This window comes from Caldithrix abyssi DSM 13497 (assembly GCF_001886815.1).
GTDB lineage: Bacteria > Calditrichota > Calditrichia > Calditrichales > Calditrichaceae > Caldithrix > Caldithrix abyssi.
Genome location: NZ_CP018099.1, coordinates 2,322,082 through 2,344,713, shown reverse-complemented (window position 1 = coordinate 2,344,713; position 22,632 = coordinate 2,322,082). Strand labels below are relative to the sequence as shown.

General features: G+C 48.0%; 13 protein-coding genes. 1 reads left to right on the top strand and 12 read right to left on the bottom strand.

What is annotated here, in order from left to right:
- Positions 1–4: 4 nt before the first annotated feature.
- The 11 genes from Cabys_RS09150 to Cabys_RS09100 form a co-directional block, all read right to left on the bottom strand.
- Complete coding sequence (locus tag Cabys_RS09150) at positions 5–1,060, bottom strand: PorV/PorQ family protein (protein WP_006930050.1); 1,056 nt, start codon at positions 1,058–1,060, stop codon at positions 5–7.
- Between the two features lie 41 nt (positions 1,061–1,101).
- Positions 1,102–4,620 (bottom strand): fibronectin type III domain-containing protein, encoded by a 3,519-nt coding sequence (locus tag Cabys_RS09145; RefSeq protein WP_150109302.1) that lies wholly within the window; start codon positions 4,618–4,620, stop codon positions 1,102–1,104.
- A gap of 13 nt (positions 4,621–4,633) precedes the next feature.
- Complete coding sequence (locus Cabys_RS09140; protein ID WP_006930048.1) at positions 4,634–7,408, bottom strand: TonB-dependent receptor; 2,775 nt, start codon at positions 7,406–7,408, stop codon at positions 4,634–4,636.
- A gap of 364 nt (positions 7,409–7,772) precedes the next feature.
- On the bottom strand, positions 7,773–10,328 hold the full coding sequence (locus Cabys_RS09135) for a T9SS type A sorting domain-containing protein (protein ID WP_006930047.1): 2,556 nt from the start codon (positions 10,326–10,328) through the stop codon (positions 7,773–7,775).
- 73 nt (positions 10,329–10,401) lie between these two features.
- Entirely contained in the window at positions 10,402–11,421 is a 1,020-nt protein-coding gene (locus Cabys_RS09130) for a T9SS type A sorting domain-containing protein (protein ID WP_006930046.1), read from the bottom strand.
- 67 nt (positions 11,422–11,488) lie between these two features.
- On the bottom strand, positions 11,489–12,505 hold the full coding sequence (locus Cabys_RS09125) for a LacI family DNA-binding transcriptional regulator (protein WP_006930045.1): 1,017 nt from the start codon (positions 12,503–12,505) through the stop codon (positions 11,489–11,491).
- Positions 12,502–13,866, bottom strand: coding sequence for a glycosyl hydrolase family 18 protein (locus tag Cabys_RS09120; protein ID WP_006930044.1), 1,365 nt, complete (start codon positions 13,864–13,866; stop codon positions 12,502–12,504). Before Cabys_RS09120 ends, Cabys_RS09125 begins: the two co-directional genes overlap by 4 nt.
- A 6-nt stretch (positions 13,867–13,872) precedes the next feature.
- The gene (locus Cabys_RS09115; protein ID WP_006930043.1) at positions 13,873–15,891 is read right to left on the bottom strand and encodes a glycoside hydrolase family 9 protein; all 2,019 of its coding nucleotides are present in this window, start codon (positions 15,889–15,891) and stop codon (positions 13,873–13,875) included.
- On the bottom strand, positions 15,884–16,798 hold the full coding sequence (locus Cabys_RS09110; RefSeq protein ID WP_006930042.1) for an ROK family protein: 915 nt from the start codon (positions 16,796–16,798) through the stop codon (positions 15,884–15,886). Before Cabys_RS09110 ends, Cabys_RS09115 begins: the two co-directional genes overlap by 8 nt.
- 81 nt (positions 16,799–16,879) lie before the next feature.
- Positions 16,880–18,142, bottom strand: coding sequence for a sugar MFS transporter (locus tag Cabys_RS09105; RefSeq protein WP_006930041.1), 1,263 nt, complete (start codon positions 18,140–18,142; stop codon positions 16,880–16,882).
- Positions 18,143–18,196: 54 nt separating this feature from the next.
- A complete protein-coding gene (locus Cabys_RS09100; RefSeq protein ID WP_006930040.1) occupies positions 18,197–20,788 on the bottom strand; it encodes a glycoside hydrolase family 2 in 2,592 nt (863 codons plus the stop codon).
- A 572-nt stretch (positions 20,789–21,360) separates the two neighbouring features.
- On the opposite strand from Cabys_RS09100, the gene Cabys_RS20595 reads away from it, so the two are divergent.
- On the top strand, positions 21,361–21,495 hold the full coding sequence (locus Cabys_RS20595; RefSeq protein ID WP_257786505.1) for a hypothetical protein: 135 nt from the start codon (positions 21,361–21,363) through the stop codon (positions 21,493–21,495).
- A 116-nt stretch (positions 21,496–21,611) separates the two neighbouring features.
- Here the strand turns inward: Cabys_RS20595 and Cabys_RS09085 are convergent, their stop codons facing one another.
- On the bottom strand, positions 21,612–22,592 hold the full coding sequence (locus Cabys_RS09085; protein WP_006930039.1) for an SPFH domain-containing protein: 981 nt from the start codon (positions 22,590–22,592) through the stop codon (positions 21,612–21,614).
- Between the last annotated feature and the right edge of the window lie 40 nt (positions 22,593–22,632).

The window sequence follows — 22,632 nt, the reverse complement described above, 5'->3', positions numbered from 1 at the left end:
TCTTTCAAAATACAATGCCGATTGAATAGCTGTGTACGTTGCCCAGAATGCCAACGTCTCTAAAGGCGTAATCCACTTTAAGGCTAATATTGTTCATCAAATACTTAATCATTCCCAGTCCCAGGGTTAAACCGTATTGCGATTCATCCATGAACAGGCCTTTAAATCCACCGCGCAAAAAGAACACGCCGGTGGTGGGTATTTTAAAAGCGTACTGACCTCCGATGTTCACCGATTCGGAGTTGTTGTTGGGATGCAGGGCGTCCACTTCCAGGGTAAGCGTGTGATGCTCCGCTTTAACCACATCCAGCGAGGCGCCGATGCGAAAGATGAGCGGCAATTCCCAGTAAGAGAGGCGGTATTGACCGGGCACATCGGCATAGTTGCCGTTTTCGTCGGGCAAAGGATCGATGGGATAGACCAGATCCAGGCCGTCGTAGCGCATACGCGAACCGTAATTAGCGATGCTCATGGCCACGCGCAGGCCATCCTTTCGTTGCCCGGTTGTGGAAAAGAACGGCGTTTGAACGACCACGCCCAGGTCCAGGGCCAGCGCGCTGGCCGAAACGTGCCAGATTTTAGAGGCGATGAATTTTCCGGTAGCGCCGAAGGAGAACCAGTTGGTTAGTTGTCGGGCGTAAGTGATGCCAAAAGCATATTCGTCGGCGCTGTAAAATTCGCCCGTGCCCTCCTGCGCGTTCAAATTGGTCACCTCGATATTTCCGTAACCAGCATGAATCAGATGAAAGCCCAGGGTGCCAATGTTGGCGATGTTGACGCTGGTGGCCACAAAAGCCGTGGAAATATCGGCAATCCATGGTTGAAAGACAAACTGCGCCTCGTTCTTTTGCAAAAAGGCCAGCGCCGCCGGATTCCAATAAACCGCAGAAACATCGCTCACCGAGCTCACGCAGGCGTCTCCCATGGCGCTGCCTGCGGAACCGTATCCGATTTCCAGAAAGTTGGCGGCCGTTGTTCCCACACGATACGGTTTTTGCCCAAAGCTTAACGTAAACGACAGGAACACGAACAAAAATATGGTGCAAATTCTTTTTTCCATTCTATCACTCCATTTGACTTTTAAACTTTAAAAATCGCTGCCTATTTAATGATGGCAAATTTGCCGATTTTTTCATCGCCGGTTTTCAAAGATTTTACATGATAGATGTACATGCCGGCGGCCACATCCAATCCTTCTCTTGTTTTCAAATCCCAGTGCACAATGCCGTTACTCGGTTCGTTTTGTACGTCAATCTGATCCACCAGCACGCCGCTTACCGTAAAAATTTTGATGGTGCACTGCGCCGGGATGTGCGTAAACATCAGTCTTCGGCGTTGGTTTAAAAAGGGATTGGCCACGGCCGGTTCCATGGCGTTGGTGGCAATGTAGGGATTGGGCACCACTTTTATGTCATCCATGGTCGATTTTAATACCGTTTCATTCAGCGCGCCCTCCGGCTTAACTGTGAACGTCACGGAGTCGGAAATCCAGAATGGCCGTTTATGATAAACACGATACACATCGTCCGCTTGCGGCAGGTCGGCGCTATCCGATGTCGCAAATTCAAAAGAAAAAGCCGTTGCCGCCCAATAGCCGCGCGTGTTCAGATCGCCAACCAGTATGCGATCTTCGATATCAAACTGGCGGTTATAGTTTCGATCTTCCACCACCAGGTCCATCTTTAAATAATTGCCGGCGGAATCCATGAAAGATTTATTCAAAACGTAGAAATTAAAATTCTGATGGAATAATAATTTGGTACGGTTAATTCTAACATTTTGCTCGTCTCTGATGTGTTGACTGTTTACGCGCCCCACATAAGCGGAATCGTTTGCCGTAAAGACGATTTCATAGTCCCAGGGCATCACAAGGTTATCGTCAGAAGCTGGATTGATAATCAGCGGCGCGTCGCCGTTTAACCAGCCGGATTTACGCGCGTCAAATTCGGCCAGCTCCACCTCCTGGGTGATGTTAAGCCGCAGGCCGTCGAAAATATCGGTGCTGATGGTTTTGCCTGTTTTTAAAGTCCAGTAATCCAGGGTGTCACGATAAACCAGATTGCTGTAAGCATAATTTTCCGGCGTCTCTTCGTAAACCAGTTTATTGCCATCGGTTACATCGTAAATGCGCAGTCCATTGGTCGTGTAGCGAATGGCAAAATCGTAATATGGCACATCGAGCAAGGTGTCGATCTGAAACTTAACTTTATAAGTATGATCGATTTTTAAACTGTTGCGCGCTAAAATTTCTGGTTCGATCTTACCGGTGCCCAGAATCGGTTGATCATCCTGTTGATCGATCGAAGGCGGCACGTAACCGGCGGCGTCCTGACGCGGCGTTACCACGGCCACATTGGGACCAATGGCCAGCGAACCGTCTTCCAGGCGGCGGATCTCTTCCGCCTCATCCAGTTCGATGACAATATTGTTCTCCGAAGGCGCAATGCCCGGGCCAATATGCGGCGCGCCGTAATCGTAAGCCACAATGGCATAGTAATAGGTACGCCCGTTTTGCACATTTTCGTCCACAAAGTGGTGTACGATGCCGGTGTCGTAGCCCAGATTGTACTGAATACCGTTAATGGCGCCATAATCGGCAAAGCCCTGAATGCCGTCTTTTAAATCGCATTGAAAAATAGGCTTCAGGTAAATGGGATTGCCAAATCCATCGGTAATGACCTGCGCGTCCGACATCTTTTTATCGGTTGCTCGAAACAGTTTGTATCCTTCAAAATCATTAACGTTGCCCAGAAACGGATCGCGCGTTCTGGTATCGGCCACATTGTCCCAGGTTAAAATGACTTTGCCGTCCAGGGGCGTAGCCGTTAAAGTAGGCATTTTAGGCGGCTGGGCAAATCGGTAGTCTTTTTCGTAAATAACCTGCACAATGCGTTTAACCTCGTACAAAGCGGGAGCCGAGTGCTCATCGGAGTTCAATCCTTCCAGCGCGTCAAACGAGTGCAATTCGGACATAGAGATGCGTTCTTCTCTGCCCTGGTAAAGGGGAAACGGCCCGGATGCAAACGTTTCGATTAAATTAGAAATATTGCCCAGATATTCTACCAGACTGTCCTGACCGATTAATTCCCACATCGATTGATCGTTGCGAAACCAGCGCGTGTACGGCGGATTATGTTGGGGAACGGGAAACATGTAAAAGGAGGTAAGACCGACCATATCCGATTCACTTACGTCGGTGGCGTTGTAGTTGGGCTCGCAGCCCACGCCCTGTTTGTAATCGGGCATGTGGTTGCATTCTCCTTCGTCGGGACCGGTGTAGTTTAATTCTTGCGGGCCAACGCCATCCAGTCCCACATCGTCGCCGGCATACTCATTGGCTTGATAAACGCCGTCGCCGTTCAGGTCGTTGCCGTCTTCCCAGTCCTGGTCTTCATCGCTGGACCAGTGTGGGCGCAGGTCTTCTTCTTTCAAATTGTAAAAATCAAGGAAATTCTCCAGATTATCGATCCCATCATAGGGTCCCACAAATTCGCCGGCCGTGGGATTATCCCGCCTTTCGTCCACCAGTCCATCCTCATCATTGTCTTTGCCGTCATAAGGGATGCCCGGCGATTCCAGGTAGGCGAATCCCATGGTGCCGGTGGGTTTGCCGGCCTCGCCCTTACCGTCTTTATCCCAGGAATAGGCCATATCGATTTTGGTGTCAAAATACCCTAATTCGTCGTCCGATTCGCCGCCGATGCCGTTATCCACCCAGTAACCAAAAGCCACTTCCGGCAGGGTATATTCGGAAATATTGGCAATATTGTATTCCCAGAAGATGGCGTCGCGCGCTTGCGGGTTGTTCCATTGAAAGCCGCGCTGTTCCACGCGAATTCCCAGGCCGCCCCAGGGCTCGCCTTTCTGGATGCTGACTTCGGGTCGAATATCGCCGATGCGAATATCCTGAATAATATTTCCCTGCGCATCGTATTTACGCCTCGGATAGTATTTAACGCGATCGTCCGGCCCCAAATATTCCAGGTCTTGAGCGTCGTTGGCTACAAAATAGGTTTCCAGATCGGCATAAATGACCCCGCGCCCAAAGCGACCGTTCCATTCGCCCGGCCATTTCAAAGAGCGCCCGGTGGATGGCCATCCGGCCGGAGGCCACGATTCCTTGTGATTGCTCATGGCCGGATATTCGCTCAGTTCGTTGAAATAGCCATAAACCGGGTACAATCCCCATTCCACCGTGCCTGTCGGATTACGATCCATCTCTTCCCGATAGCTGGTCTGCAGGTAATACAACACATCGTCATACTGGCCATTGGCAATAGCCTCAAAATCGGTAACAGGAATGGAATCGTTTTTGATGTACACTTTGGCGCCGATCAACAGGGCAATGCCGTCTAACATGCGTACGCCGTCGTAAGTATTGGGCCAGCGCGACCACTGCGAGCCTCTGTAGGTGGGCGTCCATTTGGCCAGTTCGGTCGTGTTCTGAAAATAAAGCAGGATGCGGTTGCCGTTCATGTAGCCCTCGCGTTCGGCTTCAATATCGCCCGCCGGATCATCCGGCCCTTCGTAAATTTTACCATGATCCTGCGCTATTAATGCCATATTCAAGGCAAAGAGCATGATTACAAAAAACGCTACATTCAATTTTATTTTCATCATCGATCCACCTCTTTTAAAATGTAAAACCAATACCTAATTTAACCATACGCGGCGCTGAGTAAGCCGATGGATTTTTAATTCGATCTTCATAATCATTAAAATCGCTGCGATGATTAGAAAGATCGGATTCCTGAATAACGGCTGTGTATGGCTGTCCGGTAGAGCCATAAACCCAAACCGGATTAAGACGATCAAACAGATTGTAGATTGAAAGTTCGATTTGAGCCTGAATCGACTTGAATAGTTTGAATTTGTAATAAGAAAAGAAATCGACCGAATAAGAACTGGGCATGTAATCGTTGTTGGGAAACAGATTTACGCGGGAGACGGGATTAAGTACAATGGGCGTCCAGGTGTAAGGCGTGCCGGAATTGTAATAGCCGGTTAAGGTGGCGCCCACATTGCCCTTGTGATAGCCCACCGTGGCATTGAACGTGTGCCGTTGATCCCAGCTCATGGGAATGAGCGTGGGGATGGGATCCATACTGGCGCCGGCCCGCGTAAAGGTTTGTTCAGGATTATCCGCATTGCCGCGCGTGTATTGCAACGTGTAATTGACGAAAATCTGCAACGGACCGCGGTAGAAATCAAACTTTAATTCAATGCCGCGCGCATTGCCGTAATCTTTGTTGGTGTACAAACCATATTCGATTTGATTATAAGTGGAAACTATTTTGGTGCTCAACAGGTCGTAAATATCGCGATAAAAGAGGTTAACTTCCAGCCCCATGTTTTCGACCACTTCTTGCCACAACCCCACCTCATATTGTACGGTTTTCTGGGCTTTTAATTGCGGATTGCCCAGGGTTGTAGAATAATCGCTGGGTGGAATCTGATGCGAATTGTTCTGATACAAAGCGTACATGGGCGGCATCTGAAAAAAGTGTCCGTAACTAAAGTGGAGAACGGCCTTTTTGCCAAGCTGATAAGCCAGCCCCAGGCGCGGACTGATTTGCGTTTTGATATCTGCCTTTGGATAGGTTGACATGCGCTCGGGATTCAAGAGGGGATTGCCGTTTTCATCCAGAATCAAATTGCCGTCTTCATCTTTTAAATAAAAATTTAATTGATTGGCCGGATTACGCCAGTTGGAAGGATAGGTGGTATTTGGATCAAAATAATCGAAACGAATGCCGGCGTTAATGACCATGTCTTCGTATTCCATCTTGTCCTGAATGTAGGCTGAAAAGGCGATCGGTTTTACATGGTAGATATCGGAATAAACGGAGTTGGACGGATAAACGATCGGTTTATAGTTGTAGTACACGCGATGACCGGTTTCATCGTAGTAAAAAAGTCCCAGCTCTTCTTCGCTCATAGTGGTGTCGGGTCGGACAGGCGTCCATTTATTTTTAAGATCGTACAGCGTGTACAAAAAGCCGGTCTTTAACGAATGGTGAGAGGTGGCTTGCCAGGTAAAGTCAAATTTTATATTTGTCTCTTTTTGCCAGTTTTCTGTGTGATCTTTCATCTGGCCGCCAGTGTAAAAACCCGTTTCATTGATGTTGGCTAAAAAGGCGTCGTACACATAGCCGGAATCGGTAGGATCTTTAAACAAATAGAATCCGTAATAACTATCCAATGACGAAAGTTTTAATTCGTAAAAGGCGCTATTGGAAAAAGCCTGATTCAGAAGTAGCGCAAACATATCCGATTGACGATGGTGACTGGCCTGGCCGTCTGGATTGTATTTAAAGGCATGATCATAACTTTTCCACTCGTCCCGGTTGCCAGTGTACAGTAAAGAGAGTTTGATTTGATCGGTCATTTTGTAAGAGATTTTACCAAGCAAAGAGAGAGTTTTTGAACTGTTCATGGGCACGTAAGCATTATCGCCCGTGTGTTCGGAATACCATTCCTCAGGATTGGTGGATGTAAAATCACTGAAATCGTTGACGCGAAAACGACGAATGCCGTTCAGGTGGTTTTTGTTGTCCTGGTAACGGAGGTTCGTAAAATAGTGGAGCTTTCTTTTGAGAATGGGCCCGCTGAGCTGTAGTTTATAGTCCTGGTTCCTGGTGATTTCGCTCTCTTTTAATCCGATAAAGATGTCGTCGTGATTGGTCACATAGTTAGCCAGGTAGTTGGTGTAAGAAAAATGGAAATCATCCGTTCCGTCTTTAATGATGGCATTAACCACGCCGCTCATGGCCCGCCCGTACTCGGCGTTAAAGGTGCCGGTAATGATTTCCACATCTTGCACGGACTCGGTTTCCACATCCACGCGCCGCCCTTCACCGCCAAAAGCGTCGTTCACCTGCAATCCGTCGATCATGTACGAGACTTCATTGCTACGCCCGCCGCGGAAGTGTCCGCGCACAACCCCGGCCTGAAGGCCGACGACCGCATTTAAATTTTCGACCGGCAGAGCTTCCATCTGATCGGCAGATACCGTGCGCACGGCGCTGGTCTGATCTTTTTTAATGCTCATCTTATCGGCTTCAACCACAATCACTTCGCCTTCGAGGATCGCTTCTTTTAAAGTGATTTTTAAGTTGGTGGTGCGGTTGACGGAAACGCGCACATCTTTAATGATCTTTTTTTCGTAGCCAACCATTTCCACTACCACATTATATTTGCCGGGAGAAACATTAATGATGTAAAAACTGCCGTCCAGTCCCGAAGCAGCGCCCAGGCTCGTACCATCCAGATAAATATTGGCGCCAGGCAAAGGCTCAGACGTTCTCTCGTCAAAAACGAACCCGGCAATTTTACCGGTTGTCTGGGCATACATCATTGAAACACTCAGCAGTAAAAGTCCTGAGATTAAGTGTAGAAATCTGTTCATATGCTTGTCCTCTTTTAAAAAGCTGAATTTATATTATTTCTGCCATCGTCTTTTTTTACAACCTCTGCTTTTAATGCCATTTCGATAAATTTTGTCATGTGATCCCGCCATTTTCTTTTAGATTAATCTCTATTTGCATAATGTGTGCCAGCCACTTCTTCCCTGTTACGACAGGCATCTTTTTGATTGAAAGAATGCTTAATTATTAAATTGATAATCAGCAATTATACTAATAATAATTGACGGCAACACGATTTCACTTTCGACAGGAGATTAGGGCTGTTACAATCTAAAGGATTTTTTTCCTGTTTGTCATTATTAAAAGGAACTCAGGGGCCGGTTAAAGCCCCTGAGTTCCTGTCATTTATTTTACAAGAAGCATTTTACGCACCTGTTCAAACGAACCGGCTTTCAATTCATAAAAATAGACGCCCGAGGGCAGGTTGTGGCCGTTTAACGTTACGCGATAAAAACCGGCGTTTTGTTTTTGATCAACCAGCTCTGCAACCTTTTGTCCCAGAATGTTGTAAACCGTTAACTGTACGTCTGCCGTTTTGGGAATGGAATATTCGATGGTCGTAAGCGGATTGAACGGATTGGGATAATTTTGTTTTAAGCTGAAGGAATTGGCCACAGAGCCGCCGTCCTTTTCGATGGCGGTTGCCGTGTGCGTGGTGTCGCCGATCCAGGTGTGCGTCCATTCATGCTGATTTAAATAGGCCAAATCACGATTATTGGGCGACCAGCTTAAATTACCTTCCCAGCCACTGCCATCATTATCATGAAACACGAGATCGAACATGATGCGCATGCCGCGTTGCGGATAAAAACGCTGGTCATTTCCAAAAGCAATAGAATCCAGCGCAATTCTGGCTTCCAGCGCCCAGTCTCTTCCGCCAAATTCTTCAAAATAGTAGTTAGCATCGTTCGGGGTCAGTTCAGGATCGCTTCCCCGCCCCAGGTACGTATTTTTGTATTCATTGTAGTAACGATCTTGCAAGAAGATCAGTTTATAATCGGGCTCCTCGCCACGGCTATTTTCTGGCGTGGAATTATGAACCGGTTTTCCGTTTTGATCCCATAATCCGATAAACAATTCAAAGGCATCCTGAGTCCACCAGGTATTAACCAGATTGGCGTCATAAGAAAAGACTTCATCAGCCACATCGGCAGCCACGTATAAATAATCGTTGTCCATGGCCAGCCATACGGTAGCGGTTAAATCGTCATCACCGGTAAAATCGCCGGCCGCAATATTATTTTGTGAAGGCATTAACACCCAGGGCATAACATTCTCCCATTCTGAGAAATCGCCGTCGGCGGCAAAATTGGGAGGCGCATGATCCGCAATGGTCGGCACGCCTCTGGCCGTATTGGTCACGGCGTCGCTGATGCCGGCCGGCCCTACATTACCGGCAGCGTCAACGCATTCCACAGCGTAGTAATAGGTTACCGGATGATCGTTTAAGGGAAAGATCAACTCATGTACGGCATTTTGTTCGCCTTCGACAATCCCCGTGGCCACCACCTCCACAGCAGGATCGCTGAGATCGGTAATCGGTTTTTCGCTGGCGTACACATTGTAAACTTCGCCGTTTTCGCCTTCCACGTCCGTCCAGTAAACCAGATTGTAATAGTCGCCGGTCGCCGCGGCAACGCCCGTGACTTGCGCCGGCGGCACAAAGTCAAATTCCGGATTGCCCGTCCAGATATCATCCAGGTAAATCGTCGTTCCGCTTAAATCCTGACCATTACTCCAGATGCCAAAACCGGCCACTCTGGTGGAATCGAATTCGCCGTCAACCATCTGCCCCAGGTCGTTATCCCAGACGCCGGCGAAACGATTAAAATCGCTCAAAGCCACTTTGACCGATTTCCAGGTGCCGTCATAACCCATCTCGCTTTCCGTAAGTAAAAAGGTGGCCTGAAAGGCGTAGTCAACCTTGCCTGTGTCTTCATCGGTATCCCAGAAGACCAGCGTCAGGTCGCCGGTTCCGGCTGGCGCTTTGATTTTCAATTGCAGCGAATCGGTTGCCCAGTTGTTCATCAAATTTTTGGCCTGCGCCAGATCAAAATTAACGCCGTCCCAGGCAGCGCCCCCATTCCATTTAATGCAGCCCGTTCCCTGATTGGCTGCGTCGTCTTCCTGGGTCACTTCTACAGAACCGCTCCAACCGGTGTGCATGTTCACATTTGAGGGCACGGCTTTGCCATTAAAAAACACCAGATTCATCGGCGCCACTCCCGTCGCTTTAAAATCATCCAGAATAATCACACCGGAAACGGTATCATCCGGTTGCTGATACAACGCATTGCCCTGAGAAAACTCCAGCGTCCATCCTTTAATCTTATCCAGATCAAGAATGCCATTTCCTTCTGCTGCCTGCCCCCAACCGGGATTCCAGAATCCCTGGTCGCTCATCATTCCCACATCTTCCAGCTTAACCTCAATTTGATTCCATCCCGGAGCATTGTCTAAAATCCAGTGATGCGAAATCCAGATCTCGTATTGTCCGGAAGCTTCGTCCGTACCTGGCCCGGCATCATTCAAAATAATTCTGAACTCAACTTCACCAGACTTGGACTGAGGAACTTCATTATAATACCATATGGATAAATGCGTATATGGCGAAAAATCGTACGTCTGCCCCGAATCCGGATGGGTGTGCGTCATGCCTATCCAGCCGCCCCACATATCGTAACATTCGTTCTGCCAATCCACGCGCAGGGCGCCAGCCCCTTCGTAAACGTTTGTCGTTTCCAGAGAGAGATGGAGATAGGTGTGGTTCACGCCTTCATTGCCGTAAATACTAAAATAGTTGGAATCCGGCAATGTGTCGAAATTGTTGATGACATACTGAGCGCTGAGCATTAGTGGCACAGCAATCAGTAAAAAAACGATACGTAAATACGTAATCATGGCTTAAGCCTCCTTAAGTTAGTTAAACATTGGTGATCGCTACACTTATTTCTTTTTTCAAAGACACAATTTTTTATTTAATGATTAACATCTTACGTCTTTCGGTAAAGATTTCTGTTTTTAGTTGATAAAAATACATTCCCGATGGCAAATTCTGTGCGTCAAATCGCAGCTGGTAAACGCCCGGCTTTTGCCGCCTGTTGACCAGTTCTTTTATTTTTTCTCCGTTAATATTGAACACGCTCAGGGTAACTCTGGTCGCTTGAATGATAGCATATTCAATGGTAGTCCAGGAATTAAAGGGATTTGGGAAGTTTTGCCGGAGTTCCACGGCAAGAGGTAATTTTTCTTCACCTTTCAGGGCGCTGGTATTTAAAGGTTGTACAACGTCTGTAATAATAACCTCAAGTATGGAAAGGTCTTGCGGCGCCTGTCCCTGATTAAGCCAGAAATTGATGTGTGTGTGTAGCTGCCGGGAAGCGGAAGGATTGTCCGCGCCATTGTAAGCCCACTGAGCGATGTAATAGTTAGACGAGGGCGGCGCGCCGTAGTAATGGCCGCGCATGCTGCCAAACAGAACGTATTCGGGCTGCCAGTCAAAAAAATGCGTGTTTTTCGAACTATCTAAGGGGCTTTCAAAACTATATTGATTGCCGGGCGTGGAATAGGGCTGTACGGTGTAGCTCCCCACATCCGTTTTGTTCTGATAGCCCCATTTGGCATATTCAATATCGATCTCCGCCTGATCGTCGGCGTAAACAAACAGGCCCAGCACGATATTCTTATCCATGCGATCAATGTAACCATCAACCAGAAAACGGTGTTCTCCGAAGGTGGTAGGCTTGACGGTGTACACTTCGGAACAATACCAGATATCATTTACTTTTCGAATGGCCAGGTGCAATCTCCCCTGCGCATCGATCCACACATTTTGCGCGCTGTCGGACCAGTAATTAGGGCCGGGACCATAGGGGCCGCCGTTTTTGACCCACCAATCCACCCCGGCAAAATGAATAAGGCGTTGCGCGAAAACGGGGCCGCCGCCCATCACAAACACCAGTAAAATCTTTAAAATCAACCGGTATTTGTTCAACGCTCCCCTCCTCCCTTTTAATAAAAAGTTAGCGTCTTTTTTATGGCTGCGTCTATTTCCGCAAAAATCAGGCCGATTCCCGTTTGATTAATTGCACGCTCAATAAACGCCGTATGGGTTGGTCTGCTTTACCATTCAACAATTTCAATAACGACTCCGCAGCCAGGCGACCAATTTTTTCGATGGGCTGACGCACGGTTGTCAGAGCCGGCTGAATGTAGGCCGCTATTTCGATGTCGTCAAAGCCAATGACGGCCACATCGTCCGGAATGCGCAAGCCCCTTTCTTTTATCCTGCGTATCACACCGAGGGCCATGTAATCGTCGGAACAAACGACGGCATCGGGAATCGTTTTGGCCCGAAACAACTTCTCCGATTCGCGGTAGGCAATTTCCTGATTGAACTGACCGTGCATGACCCATTCTTTGTTTACGGTTAAGTTCTGCTCCTGCATGGTTTTGCAAAATGCGTTCCATCGATCGCGGGCGTTGGTTTCGCGCAGATCGCCGGCCACAAAAGCGATTCGGGAACGACCTTTTTCCACCAGATATTCGACGGCCAGACGGATGCCCAGTTTGTTGTTAACATCAATAAAGTGGACATCGGGCGCGTAATACTTGTGGTTGGCCAGCACAAAAGGAATTTTTTGTTCAGCCAGAGATTTAATACGCGGATCACGATGCATGGTTTTTAACAGAATCAGTCCGTCAAACATTTTACTATGGTACCAGTTACTAAATTCGTTGTCCGTTCCGTGTTCGGGATTAAACGGCAACAGCATGATGCGATAATCGTTTTGTAAGGCTACATCGGTTACGCCGGATAGAATCTGGGCGATGTAATTATCCAGTAAAGCATGCTCGATGCGCGGAATGGTGACGCCAATGATCATGCTTTTTTTACTGGACAGGCTACGCGCCAGCCAGTTGGGGTTGTATTGCAGCCGTTCAATGATGGCTTTGATGCGCTCGGCCGTTGAAGCGGCAACCGGGCCTTTGCCATTCAAATACCGCGAAACGGTCATGGCCGAAACGCCTGCCTCACGAGCAATATCCGCAATGGTTATTTTTCGTTGTTTTTTCATTTTAGCAACACCAATTTCTGATTTATCGTTTGAAAATTATTTTGCAATTCCACGATGTACGCCCCGGCGGCCAGCCCCGCGGCCTGCCATCTCAGGGAATATTCTCCCTCGCTAAATTCTTTATTATGGATTATTGTTGCCACCAACCGACCATTTAAATCCCACAGGCGTAAGCTAATTCGTTGTTTTGTTCTCAAAATCAATCTAAAAGTAACATGAGCTTGTAAAGGATTGGGCTGTACGTGCAATTCCAGTTGCGCTGGCAACAAGTTTTCTGGCGATTCTTCAAGATCAGTCCAAATCTGTAGAATTTCCGAAGCTTTTTGCAGCAACGGTTGCCGATCGCCCAATTGATCATGCCCCAATGCCCAGGTCATGCAGCCGGCCAGGTGGTTGTCCAGGGCATATCTACATTTGAGCGCAATAGATAGCGTATCGTCATAAGTAATCAGTTTAGCGCTGGCAGAATTGATTAAGTAAGGTACTTTCGAAACATCGTCCCACCGGTAGTTCCACCCCTGCCCTATCAAGGCGACAATATCGGCGTAACCGTAGGTGACATCGCCGCCGGTTGCGGACTGGTACAAACCATGGCTATTAAACTCTCTACCGTAAAACGCCAGACCCAGTAAAATTTTTTCGGGCGGAAGGCCGCGTTCATTCAGCAAATAACGGATGCCGTCATCCACCGAACCGCAGGCATCCACCTGAGGCGATGGCGAATACAGCGGCGCATTGTGGCCGGAATGAGCGGTCCAGCTTCCATGGAAATCATAGGTCATGGCGTTGAACCAGTCCACCATATTTTTTAAAACTTCAAATTGAAACCAGCGGCCGTACCAGTCGTTTACGGGAACGGCCATGGTAATGAGCAAGTCGCCGGAAAGCGTGTCCAGCTTTTGACGCAATTCATTTACCAGTTTTACCAGATTAAGGCGATCGGTTGCGGATTGGGGAAACTCCCAGTCGATATCCACGCCGTCATAGTGATGGGTTTGTAAAAACTGCGCCACATTTTCGATGAAACGCGCTCGTGCGTTGTCGTTTGCCGCCATGGCCGCAAAGCCGCCGGAATTAACGGCGCCGCCCAGAGCCAGCAACACTTTAACGTTGACTTGATGCGCTTTTTGCAGCAATTCGGGATTTAAAAAAGCGGCGTCGTATGCCAATCGCCCGTCGCTTTCTGGCCAGGCAAAGGCGTGAAAAATATGGGTCAAACGATCGAACGGAATTCGGGAGGGCGGATAATCGTACTGCGCCCAGGAGCGGTAATATCCGCCCAGTTTAAAAGAGCTTGCTGAAGTGAGTGCCGCGCAGAGCATGATCAGCAAAATGATTATATTTAGTTTTTTTACAGACATCACTTTTTACCTGATAAAAACGATCTTTTTTACGATCACTCGACGATCGGTTTTTAAGCGGTAGAGATACAGACCGCTGGCAACAACCTGCCCGGCTCCGTTTTTACCGTCCCAGATGATTCGGTAATATCCCGGCCCTCGCACATCGGAAAGCAAGGCGCGCACTTTTTCCCCCCGCATGTCGAACACTTCCAGCGTAACAGGGCTCCTCTCTTCCAGCTTAAAAACAATGGCGGTCTGGTTGTTAAAGGGATTGGGGAAATTTTGCGCTAAAAACAATGAAAGGTCTCTACTACCGGGTTGGCTGTCCAGGCTAACCGGCCCCCGGCCCTGATTGAAATAAGCGCCGACAAAGATCAACGGCGCGTTCCAATAGACAGCTACTTCATTCGAGGCGTAACTTTCCTGATCATCCACATAACACAAAGCAGGCGGCGTGTTGGCGTTAAAATGCAATTGCAATACGAGATCGTTCAGATATTTATTGGGGCCGCCGGCCATCAAGCCCGGCACGGGTTCTTGCACGCCATCGGCAATAGAAGGGCTGTGATGAATGTGGCGCGGCGCATTTGTTCCAAGGCCGGTCACAAAGGTCATATTGTGGGCGTTGCAACCAAGGATGTAATTCAACTGGTGCAGGGCCGTGGCAAAATATTCTTTTTTTCCCGTCTCCTCGAACATGAAGATCAAAATAAGCGCTTTGTTCAACGCCACCGAATTGGAACCCCAGTAGTATTCCCAACCCTCCAGAGCCACATGAAAACCGTCTTCATCGGCAATGGCCACCTGATTGCGGCAATAATCATCCAGCGCATTTTGGATGATATTTCTGGCGTTTTCATCTGCTGTTGGTTGAGCGCTTTTGAGATAAGTAATCAGGGCCAGCGGTTTGACATATTGCCAGCCTGCTGGTCCTTGAATGATCTCTTCGTCCTGATAGTGGTTCAAAAAATAATCGTTGAATTCCGTCGCGGCCGTCGCTTCAAACAATTCGGCCGCCGCCCACAGCCGTTCGTCGCCATCGTCTGCATCGCCGTATTCGCCGGTTTTAGTATCGGCCGGATTTTGGAAACCGCCGTCCGGAACAATCGCAGGATGCGCCTCCAGATAGCTCCAGGCGTGTTGGGCGGCGCTCAGGCATTGGCTGGCAAAGGTAGAATCGTAATCTTTGTAAACGCGATAGGCCCGCGCCATGATGGCGGCAAAATCGGCCGTGGCCGTACTGGAAATTTGATAGAGATAACGAGCGTCAAAACTTTTGTGGGGCATGACGTAACCGACAAAATTTTTAGTGGTCACTTTAAAGAACACGCCGCCCGAGTTCGCATCCTGCATGGTTAAAAGCCATTGCAGTTCGTAACGCGCTTCATCGAGCATATCCGGAATGCCGTTTCCACTTTCAGGAATATCCAACCGATCGCTGATCAGAAAAGAAGGAAAATATTCGGCAAGCATTAACAGGTACGAAAGCGCATGGGCCGCCGGCGCCACGTATTTTCCGTAATCGCCGGCATCGTGCCAGCCGCCGCGTACGTTCAGGTAGCCGGAATGCTCGCAGGTTGAATGTCCAATGGCATCAGCCGAATGACAGGTCCCGTGATTAAAAACGCCGGCAAAGGCTTCTTCCAGAGTCATGCCACACCGTTGATAGTACAATCCCTTTAACGCCCTGTCTGCCACTCTGGAGAAAACGCTATCGGAAATTTCAAACGGAACCGATTCTTCCCCGTCGTTCAGCCGAATTTTAAAACGCCCGGTCGATTGAAAGCCGGAAAAATCGAGCAAGTAAACATCAAGACCGCTGGAGGGATCATTTTCTTTTAATAAAACAACCTCCCCGGAAAAAACCGCACGGTTATTGGTTAAGTCAATCAGCGAAAAACTTTCGGCGGCATGATCGGTATAGGCCATTTTTAAATGATCTGGCAAATAGCCCACCTGGTTTACAAAAACCGTCGATTGCGCAGACGAAACAATGGTGATAATCAATAAAAAAAACAGCGCTCTCTGTTTTACTTTACCCATGCTCCTCCAACAAATTGATATCCTGCCCATTTTCATCAATTACGGCCTTTGCCACAAAGCGATCAAAATCCATGGCCAGAGCGGCAGCGCCTAAAAGGGCAATATGGGGCTGACGCGAAACCTCGATTCGTAAATTGTTAACCGATTTTTTAAAAACCGCTTTTTTCAGGCTCTGGCGCATTGCTTTTTCAAAAAAGAGAAATGCCTTGCTAACCGCGCCGCCGAGCACGATTATTTGCGGATCCAGCGCATAAAACACGGCTAAAAGAGCGTTGCCTAAATGATGTCCAAATTCTTCAAACATCTTAAGCGCTGTCTGGTCGCCCTGTACTGCCTTCTGGTAAGCCTGCTGTCCGGTGGTCTGGTAAAATGTTTGAAAAAACTGACCGCTACAATAGTATTCGTAGTAAAAATCCTTGTAAGGCAACATGCCAAATTCTCCGGCTCCGCTGTTGGCTCCGGAATAGAGTTTTCCGTTTAAAACAAGACCGCTTCCCAGTCCGGTGCCCAGCGTCATTCCCACCACATGGTCGTATCCTTTTGCCAGGCCAAAATAGGCCTCGCCCAGAACAAAACAATTGGCATCGTTGTTAATGGCAACCGGAACGTTAAATTCATTTTGTAAAATCTGGCCCAGGTTTATTTTTTTCCAGGAAGGAATATTTACTACATCATAAACCATTCCGCTTTCCATCTCCACCAGTCCGGGAACGCCAACGCCAATGGCTTCCACATCATGATTCTTAACTTTGGCAATGCAATCGATCACCTGTTGTAAAACAACTTCACTCTCAGCCCGGGCAGAAATTTCCATGGCAAAAGAGTCTTCGATTTTTTCACCGGTAATGCGCGCCGCTCTGACATTTGTGCCGCCTAAATCCACACCAATAACCGTATGATGTTGCATGTCTGTTTGTTACCTCCTGATGAACGTGTCCACTTGCTGATTTACCATTTCTAAATAAAAACGCATCCTCCTCCTCCGAAGTCATCCAACCATTTGCGGTTCCGATTTTTTGCCGATGGTTTTGTTGGTAATTAAGGGATTGGCCCAGAAGCCGATGCTGAAAATATACCCCAGGGTCAAATATAAAAAGAGCATTCCCGTACGCAACCCAAAGTGATCGCCCAGCCAACCAATGATCAGGGGCACAATGGCTCCGCCGATAATCCCCGTACATAAAATGCCTGAAAATGAGCCATGATGTTTTTCAAGGGAATTGAGGGCAAGCGAAAAAATAATCGACCACATTACAGAAGCAAAGAAGCCCACGGCCGGGAAAGCAAACAAAGCGACGCTGGCCGGGCCAAACAGGGCAAAGGTCAAAGCAATCATTGCCGCGCCGGTAAAGGCAATTAAAATATGCCGACTATCGAACAATTTGAGCAATAACAGGCCCAATACACAACCCGCTGTGAGCAGGCCCCAGAACAGCGAAACCGTGTGCGCGCCAACGGTTTGCGGATTAAAGCCGTGATAGGTTTGCAAGAATTTGGAAATCCAGTTGGCCACACCCTGTTCTGTTCCCACGTAAGCAAAAATGCCGAGGAAAAACAAAATGACCGTTTTATTTTTGAATAAGGTTTTGTGCGTCTGCCAGGCGCCTGCTTTTTCGTCTTCTTTAAGTTCCACGCGCGGTAAACGGGCCGCATATAAAACCAGCACCATGATCAGCGCAACCAGCGCAAAAACCCAGTACAGCGATACCCACGGTAATTCAGGCGGTGTTAATCGTCCCAATATTTTTAGATGCCAGCTCGTGTGGAGGGCATCATCTTGCAGATTGCGCACCAGATAAGAGTAGAGATAGGGACTGAGGAAGGAAGCGGAACCGAAAACCAACTGGGCCAACACGGAATTGAAGGCAAAATGTTCTTCGCCACCCGCAACGCGCAATAAGGGATTAATGGCTACCTGCAGCAAGGCCATGCCCACGCCAATAAAAAATAATGAAAAGATAGCCATCGAATATACGGGAATAAGGGCAAACAATAACGCCGCTACAAAAGCCAGTAAAAACGCGCCCACCATCACCGGCTTTTCACCGTACAGTTCCACCAGCATGCCAGCGGGAATGGACATAACGCCGTAAGCGATAAAAAAGGCGAAAGGCAGAAAACCGGCCATGGTCAAACTCAGATGAAAGCTGTTAATGATGTCCGGAATGAGCGGCCCCAGAATATTGGTCAAAAAGGAAATCACAAAAAAGACCAGAAAAATGAGCAAGACAATGAAGTAATTCCGTTTCACAAAAATCTCTCCGTTTTTTAGTTACACGCTTTTTTACGATTACCCGATCTCCGGTTAATTTTCATAGCGGAGGTCCGTATTCCAGCCGTTTACCTTAACCACCGCTTTTTCTTTACCAGCGAAACGGACGGTAAGCTCGCGTTGTTCTCCCGGCAAAAGACTGAGGTAATTGTCGCTCCAGAAAACCGGCGTAATGGTCTGTCCCCTGTCCGTTTGCAATTCCAGATAAAGCATGAACGCCAGATGTTCCGAAGTATTCTGCAGGCGAACGGTCAGCTTGCCGGTATCGCCAGCAGGGATGGTTTTGACTTTAACCGTGGCCGCAGGCAAAGCGTTGAGAGCGGTAAAATCCGCAAATTGTTTAATGGGCGTTACAAACCAGGTGGAGTTTGAGTAATCCAGGACATCCTGTTTGCGCGAAAGCCAGTAAAAATTGGCAGCTAAGCGCCGGCCTCGCGCATCGAATAAGCGCAGATCAAGAAAATAAACAGGGGTAGGCGCCTCATATTCCGGAATGCGCGTCACCGCTTTGACGGCGTTGGGGGCAATGGCGGTCTGGATTTGCCGTTCGTCTACCAGCTTCGACTGCAAATCGAAAAGTTTAATATGTGCAACGAGTCCGGAAAACGCCTTGAGTGTATTGTTGTTTAAAAAAACCGTCCGGTTAGAATAATCGTACATTAACTGCAACGAATCACAGGCTTTTTTTGCGCCGTAAAACGCACCGTTGGGCATCAGGTAGTAGTCGTACAACTGCCAGTACAGCTCCGGCCAGGCGGAATTCAACATCCACTGGATAATGCCGGTGGCCTGAAATTTATTAACGGCAAAGGCTTCGAACATGGCGCGCATGGCCTCGTAATTCATGGCCTGGGCGATGCGCACAAAATCGTTCACATGGTCAGGTTGACCGTAGCGCCTGTTTAAAGCCTGTTGATACCGTTTGAGAGAATTGAATTCATTCCTACCGCAATGGTAGTTCCAAACCGAATCAATGGGCCAGAGATGCTGGGCGGGAATCATTTTTTGCAGACTGCTTAAAGGCGGAGGCTGTGGGCCGGGCCCGGTTTCGGTATTAAAGCCGAACGCGCCGCCATATTTTCTGTCCTCGAACCAGTAACGTGGGGGAACATAATCGTACGGACCGTTCATCTTTACGCCGGTCGGGCCGCTGACCTGGCTCACGCGTGCGGCGGCTGACGCCAGGTAGGGGCGCGTACCGTCGATTTGCTCAAGAATGCGCAAATAGCGTTTTTCCAGCGCTGGACGAGGCAACATGTCGCTGGCCGCCATCCACACAAAGATCGACGGATGATTGCGCAGAAGCGTTATTTGATCTCGCCAGTAAGCAGACAGCAAATCCATGTCCTGCGCGCTGCGGGCGCCGCCAAATTGGTCGCAGGCCTTGCCCAGGTAATCTTCCCACTCCCATTGACAGCTAAAGCCGGCCATGATTAAAATACCCAGACTGTCGCATACATCATACAACGTTTGATCGTTGCCCCAGAAGCCTTCCAGACGAATCGTATTGAGCCCCATTTCTTTCACATAGCGCAATTGACTGCGTACATTTTGCGCAGATTGGGCTAAAAACAGGTCATCGGTCCAGCCTGCGCCCTGAATCAATATTTTACGGCCATTGATCTTAAAAGCGCGGTGTCCTTCGTCGGTAAAGTAACTTTCAATTTTGCGCATCCCAAAACGAATTTGCAATGCGTCGGATACCTGCCCTTCTATTTTGGCCAATAGCTCTAAATCGTAAAGATTGGCTTTCCCCCAATGTACGGGCCACCATAAGCGGGGACGTTTAAAAACAAGCTGCGGAAACTCCTCAGCATCGACGGTAATGGTTGCGCTTTCTCCGGCCTTTAAATGAAAGGCTTTTTTAAACGAATGACTTTCAATGGTTCCTTCCAGAACACCGCTGACAGGCTGATCGCTCAAATTGCAGGCCGTAACCTGCACCGTCAGGCGGGCCGTTTGCAAGGACGAATCAAAGGCGGTTTTGACAAAAGGATTTTTTAATAGAACGTTTCTGGCGCGCCGAATTTCCACCGGTCGCCATAGTCCCATGTTTCGATCGGGCGGCGCCGGATTCCAGTCCACAAAGCCAATCGTAAAATCGCCTGCCTGCGGAGGATAGACGCAAACCGCCAGCACATTGTTTTTTTCTTTGACCAGAGAAGAGATGTCCATTTCAAAGACACGGAAAGCGCCGAAAATGGAATCTTTGCTGGCAATTTGACGGCCGTTCAAAAATACATCAGCCCGGTAGTTCAATCCGTTAAAACGTAAAACATTTTTAGGCAGACGTTTTAGATCCGGTAAATCGAAGGAACACCGATACCACCAGCCATTTTGAAAGGGTTTGGTTGGAACCTTTTTTAGATTCATGCCCACAAAGATGTCTTGGTAGCGACCGGCCTTCAGCAGCGCGCCCATCACCGTGGTTGGCACGCGGACGGGTAACCAGTTTTGCGGATTGAAATCGGCTTGCGTCATGCGCTGGCCGGAAGCCTGCACGGAATCGGCCGCTTTAAGTTGCCAATTTTTTAGAGTCAGGCGATGAGCGGGCTGTGCCTGAAAATGGTGGCAGTTGTAGAAAAAAAGGATGGAAAGGACAAAAAGAAGCATTCGATATAACATCTCTTCTCCTGATGTTAACGATAACAGTTATCGATAATATAAATGCCCGTTTGGCAAAATGCAACAAAAATACGGCCTTTTTTTTTCAGAAAAAGTAAAAAAAACAGAATGGTGTTCGGCTATTTTTTTTATTTTTAAGATGTTATGTTTTTCAAAGACGACCAGGGCGCAAGCAAGAATGTGCTGCAATTAACCACAAACAGCACAAAATAGCTCTCGGGAATGTTCCATCCGTTGGGATTCAGGCGGCCTTTTAGAATACTTCCATTGAAAGATCTAACCGAAAAGCGTTTGAAAAATTTTGTGCTGCTTTTAAAACTCATCCCCCAGCCCGGGGGTGTCTCAAAAGCGAAATTAAATGTATATTTATTTAAATTCATGGTAAATCTTACATTAACCCTCACCCCCTGTCCCCCTCTCCCGAAAATCGGGAGAGGGGGAATTAAAGGGGGTGAGGGAAAGAAGAAAGTTATAAAAATACATTATCTTTGACTTTTGGGACAGCCCCGGCGTAAATTGCGCCGATTTGCTTAATTTTTCTCTCAAAATAATTTGTTTTTTCTTTTTCTGCGATGATTGGCGTAATCTGCGAGAAAATTACTTTGCGCGCGTTGCGGTTGGTTTTAGTTGCGGCTGTGCTGCCTTGGTTCACTCAACCTGCTCAGGCTTATGTTGAAAAGGCGGTCATCCCGGACCGCCTGATTTAAAAAAGCGGAAAATTTTTGCGTTCTTCGTTTCGGGAGCTATTTTGTAAAATGCTCCGCTCAAAGTATTTTTTACCCGTTACGCATTACTCTTTACGAATTACTCCTCCGGCATCATCCTATTTTGTCAACATCTCCTTAATGCCGCCCAATGAGCTTAACACGCCGGTTGCCTCGATGGGCAGGTAAACCACTTTATTGTCTTTACCGCTGACCATTTCTCTTAAGGTTTCGATGTATTTAATGGCGATCAAATACTGCGAGGGATTGCCCCCGCTTTCTTTGATGGTATTGGTAATCAATTCGATCGCTTTGGCCTCGGCCTGAGCCACCTTAATTTTAGCCTGGGCTTCGCCTTCCGCTTCAAGAATTTTAGCTTCTTTTTCGCCGTTGGCTTTTTGAATCTGCGCTTCTCTGATTCCTTCTGCCTCCAGAATGCGTGAACGTTTTTCGCCTTCGGCCTGCAAAATAATGGCCCGGCGATCGCGTTCGGCGCGCATCTGTTTTTCCATTGCCTCTTTGATGTCCCGCGGGGGATTAATGTCCTGTAATTCCACGCGATTGACCTTCACGCCCCATTTGTCGGTTGCCTCGTCCAAAATCGAGCGCAATTTTTGATTGATGGTGTCGCGCGAGGAGAGAGTTTCATCCAGGTCCAGTTCGCCTATTACATTACGCAGCGTGGTTTGCGTCAGTTTTTCGATGGCGTCAGGCAGGTTGACGATTTCGTACACGGCCTTCTTGGGGTCGGTGATTTGAAAATAAAGCAGGGCATTAATCTCGATCACTACATTGTCTTTGGTAATAACCGATTGCCTTGGAAAATCGTAAACCGTTTCCCGTAAATCAATGCGGTTAATCGATTTGTGCACCACCACCTGCTCGCCGGATGGTAGCACCTTTACGTACTTCCATTCGATTTTGCGCGCCTGCTCAATAATCGGCCAGATAATATGAATCCCGCTGCCCAACAAACGATGAAATTTTCCCAATCGTTCTACGACAATGACCTGCGCCTGTTGAACCATCACCAATCCTTTAATGGCAAACACGATGATAAAAATAGCGAAAACGATCAAAATAAAGGTTGCAAACTCCATCACTTTTCTCCCTTCCAAAGTTCAACTGAATTTAAAACGT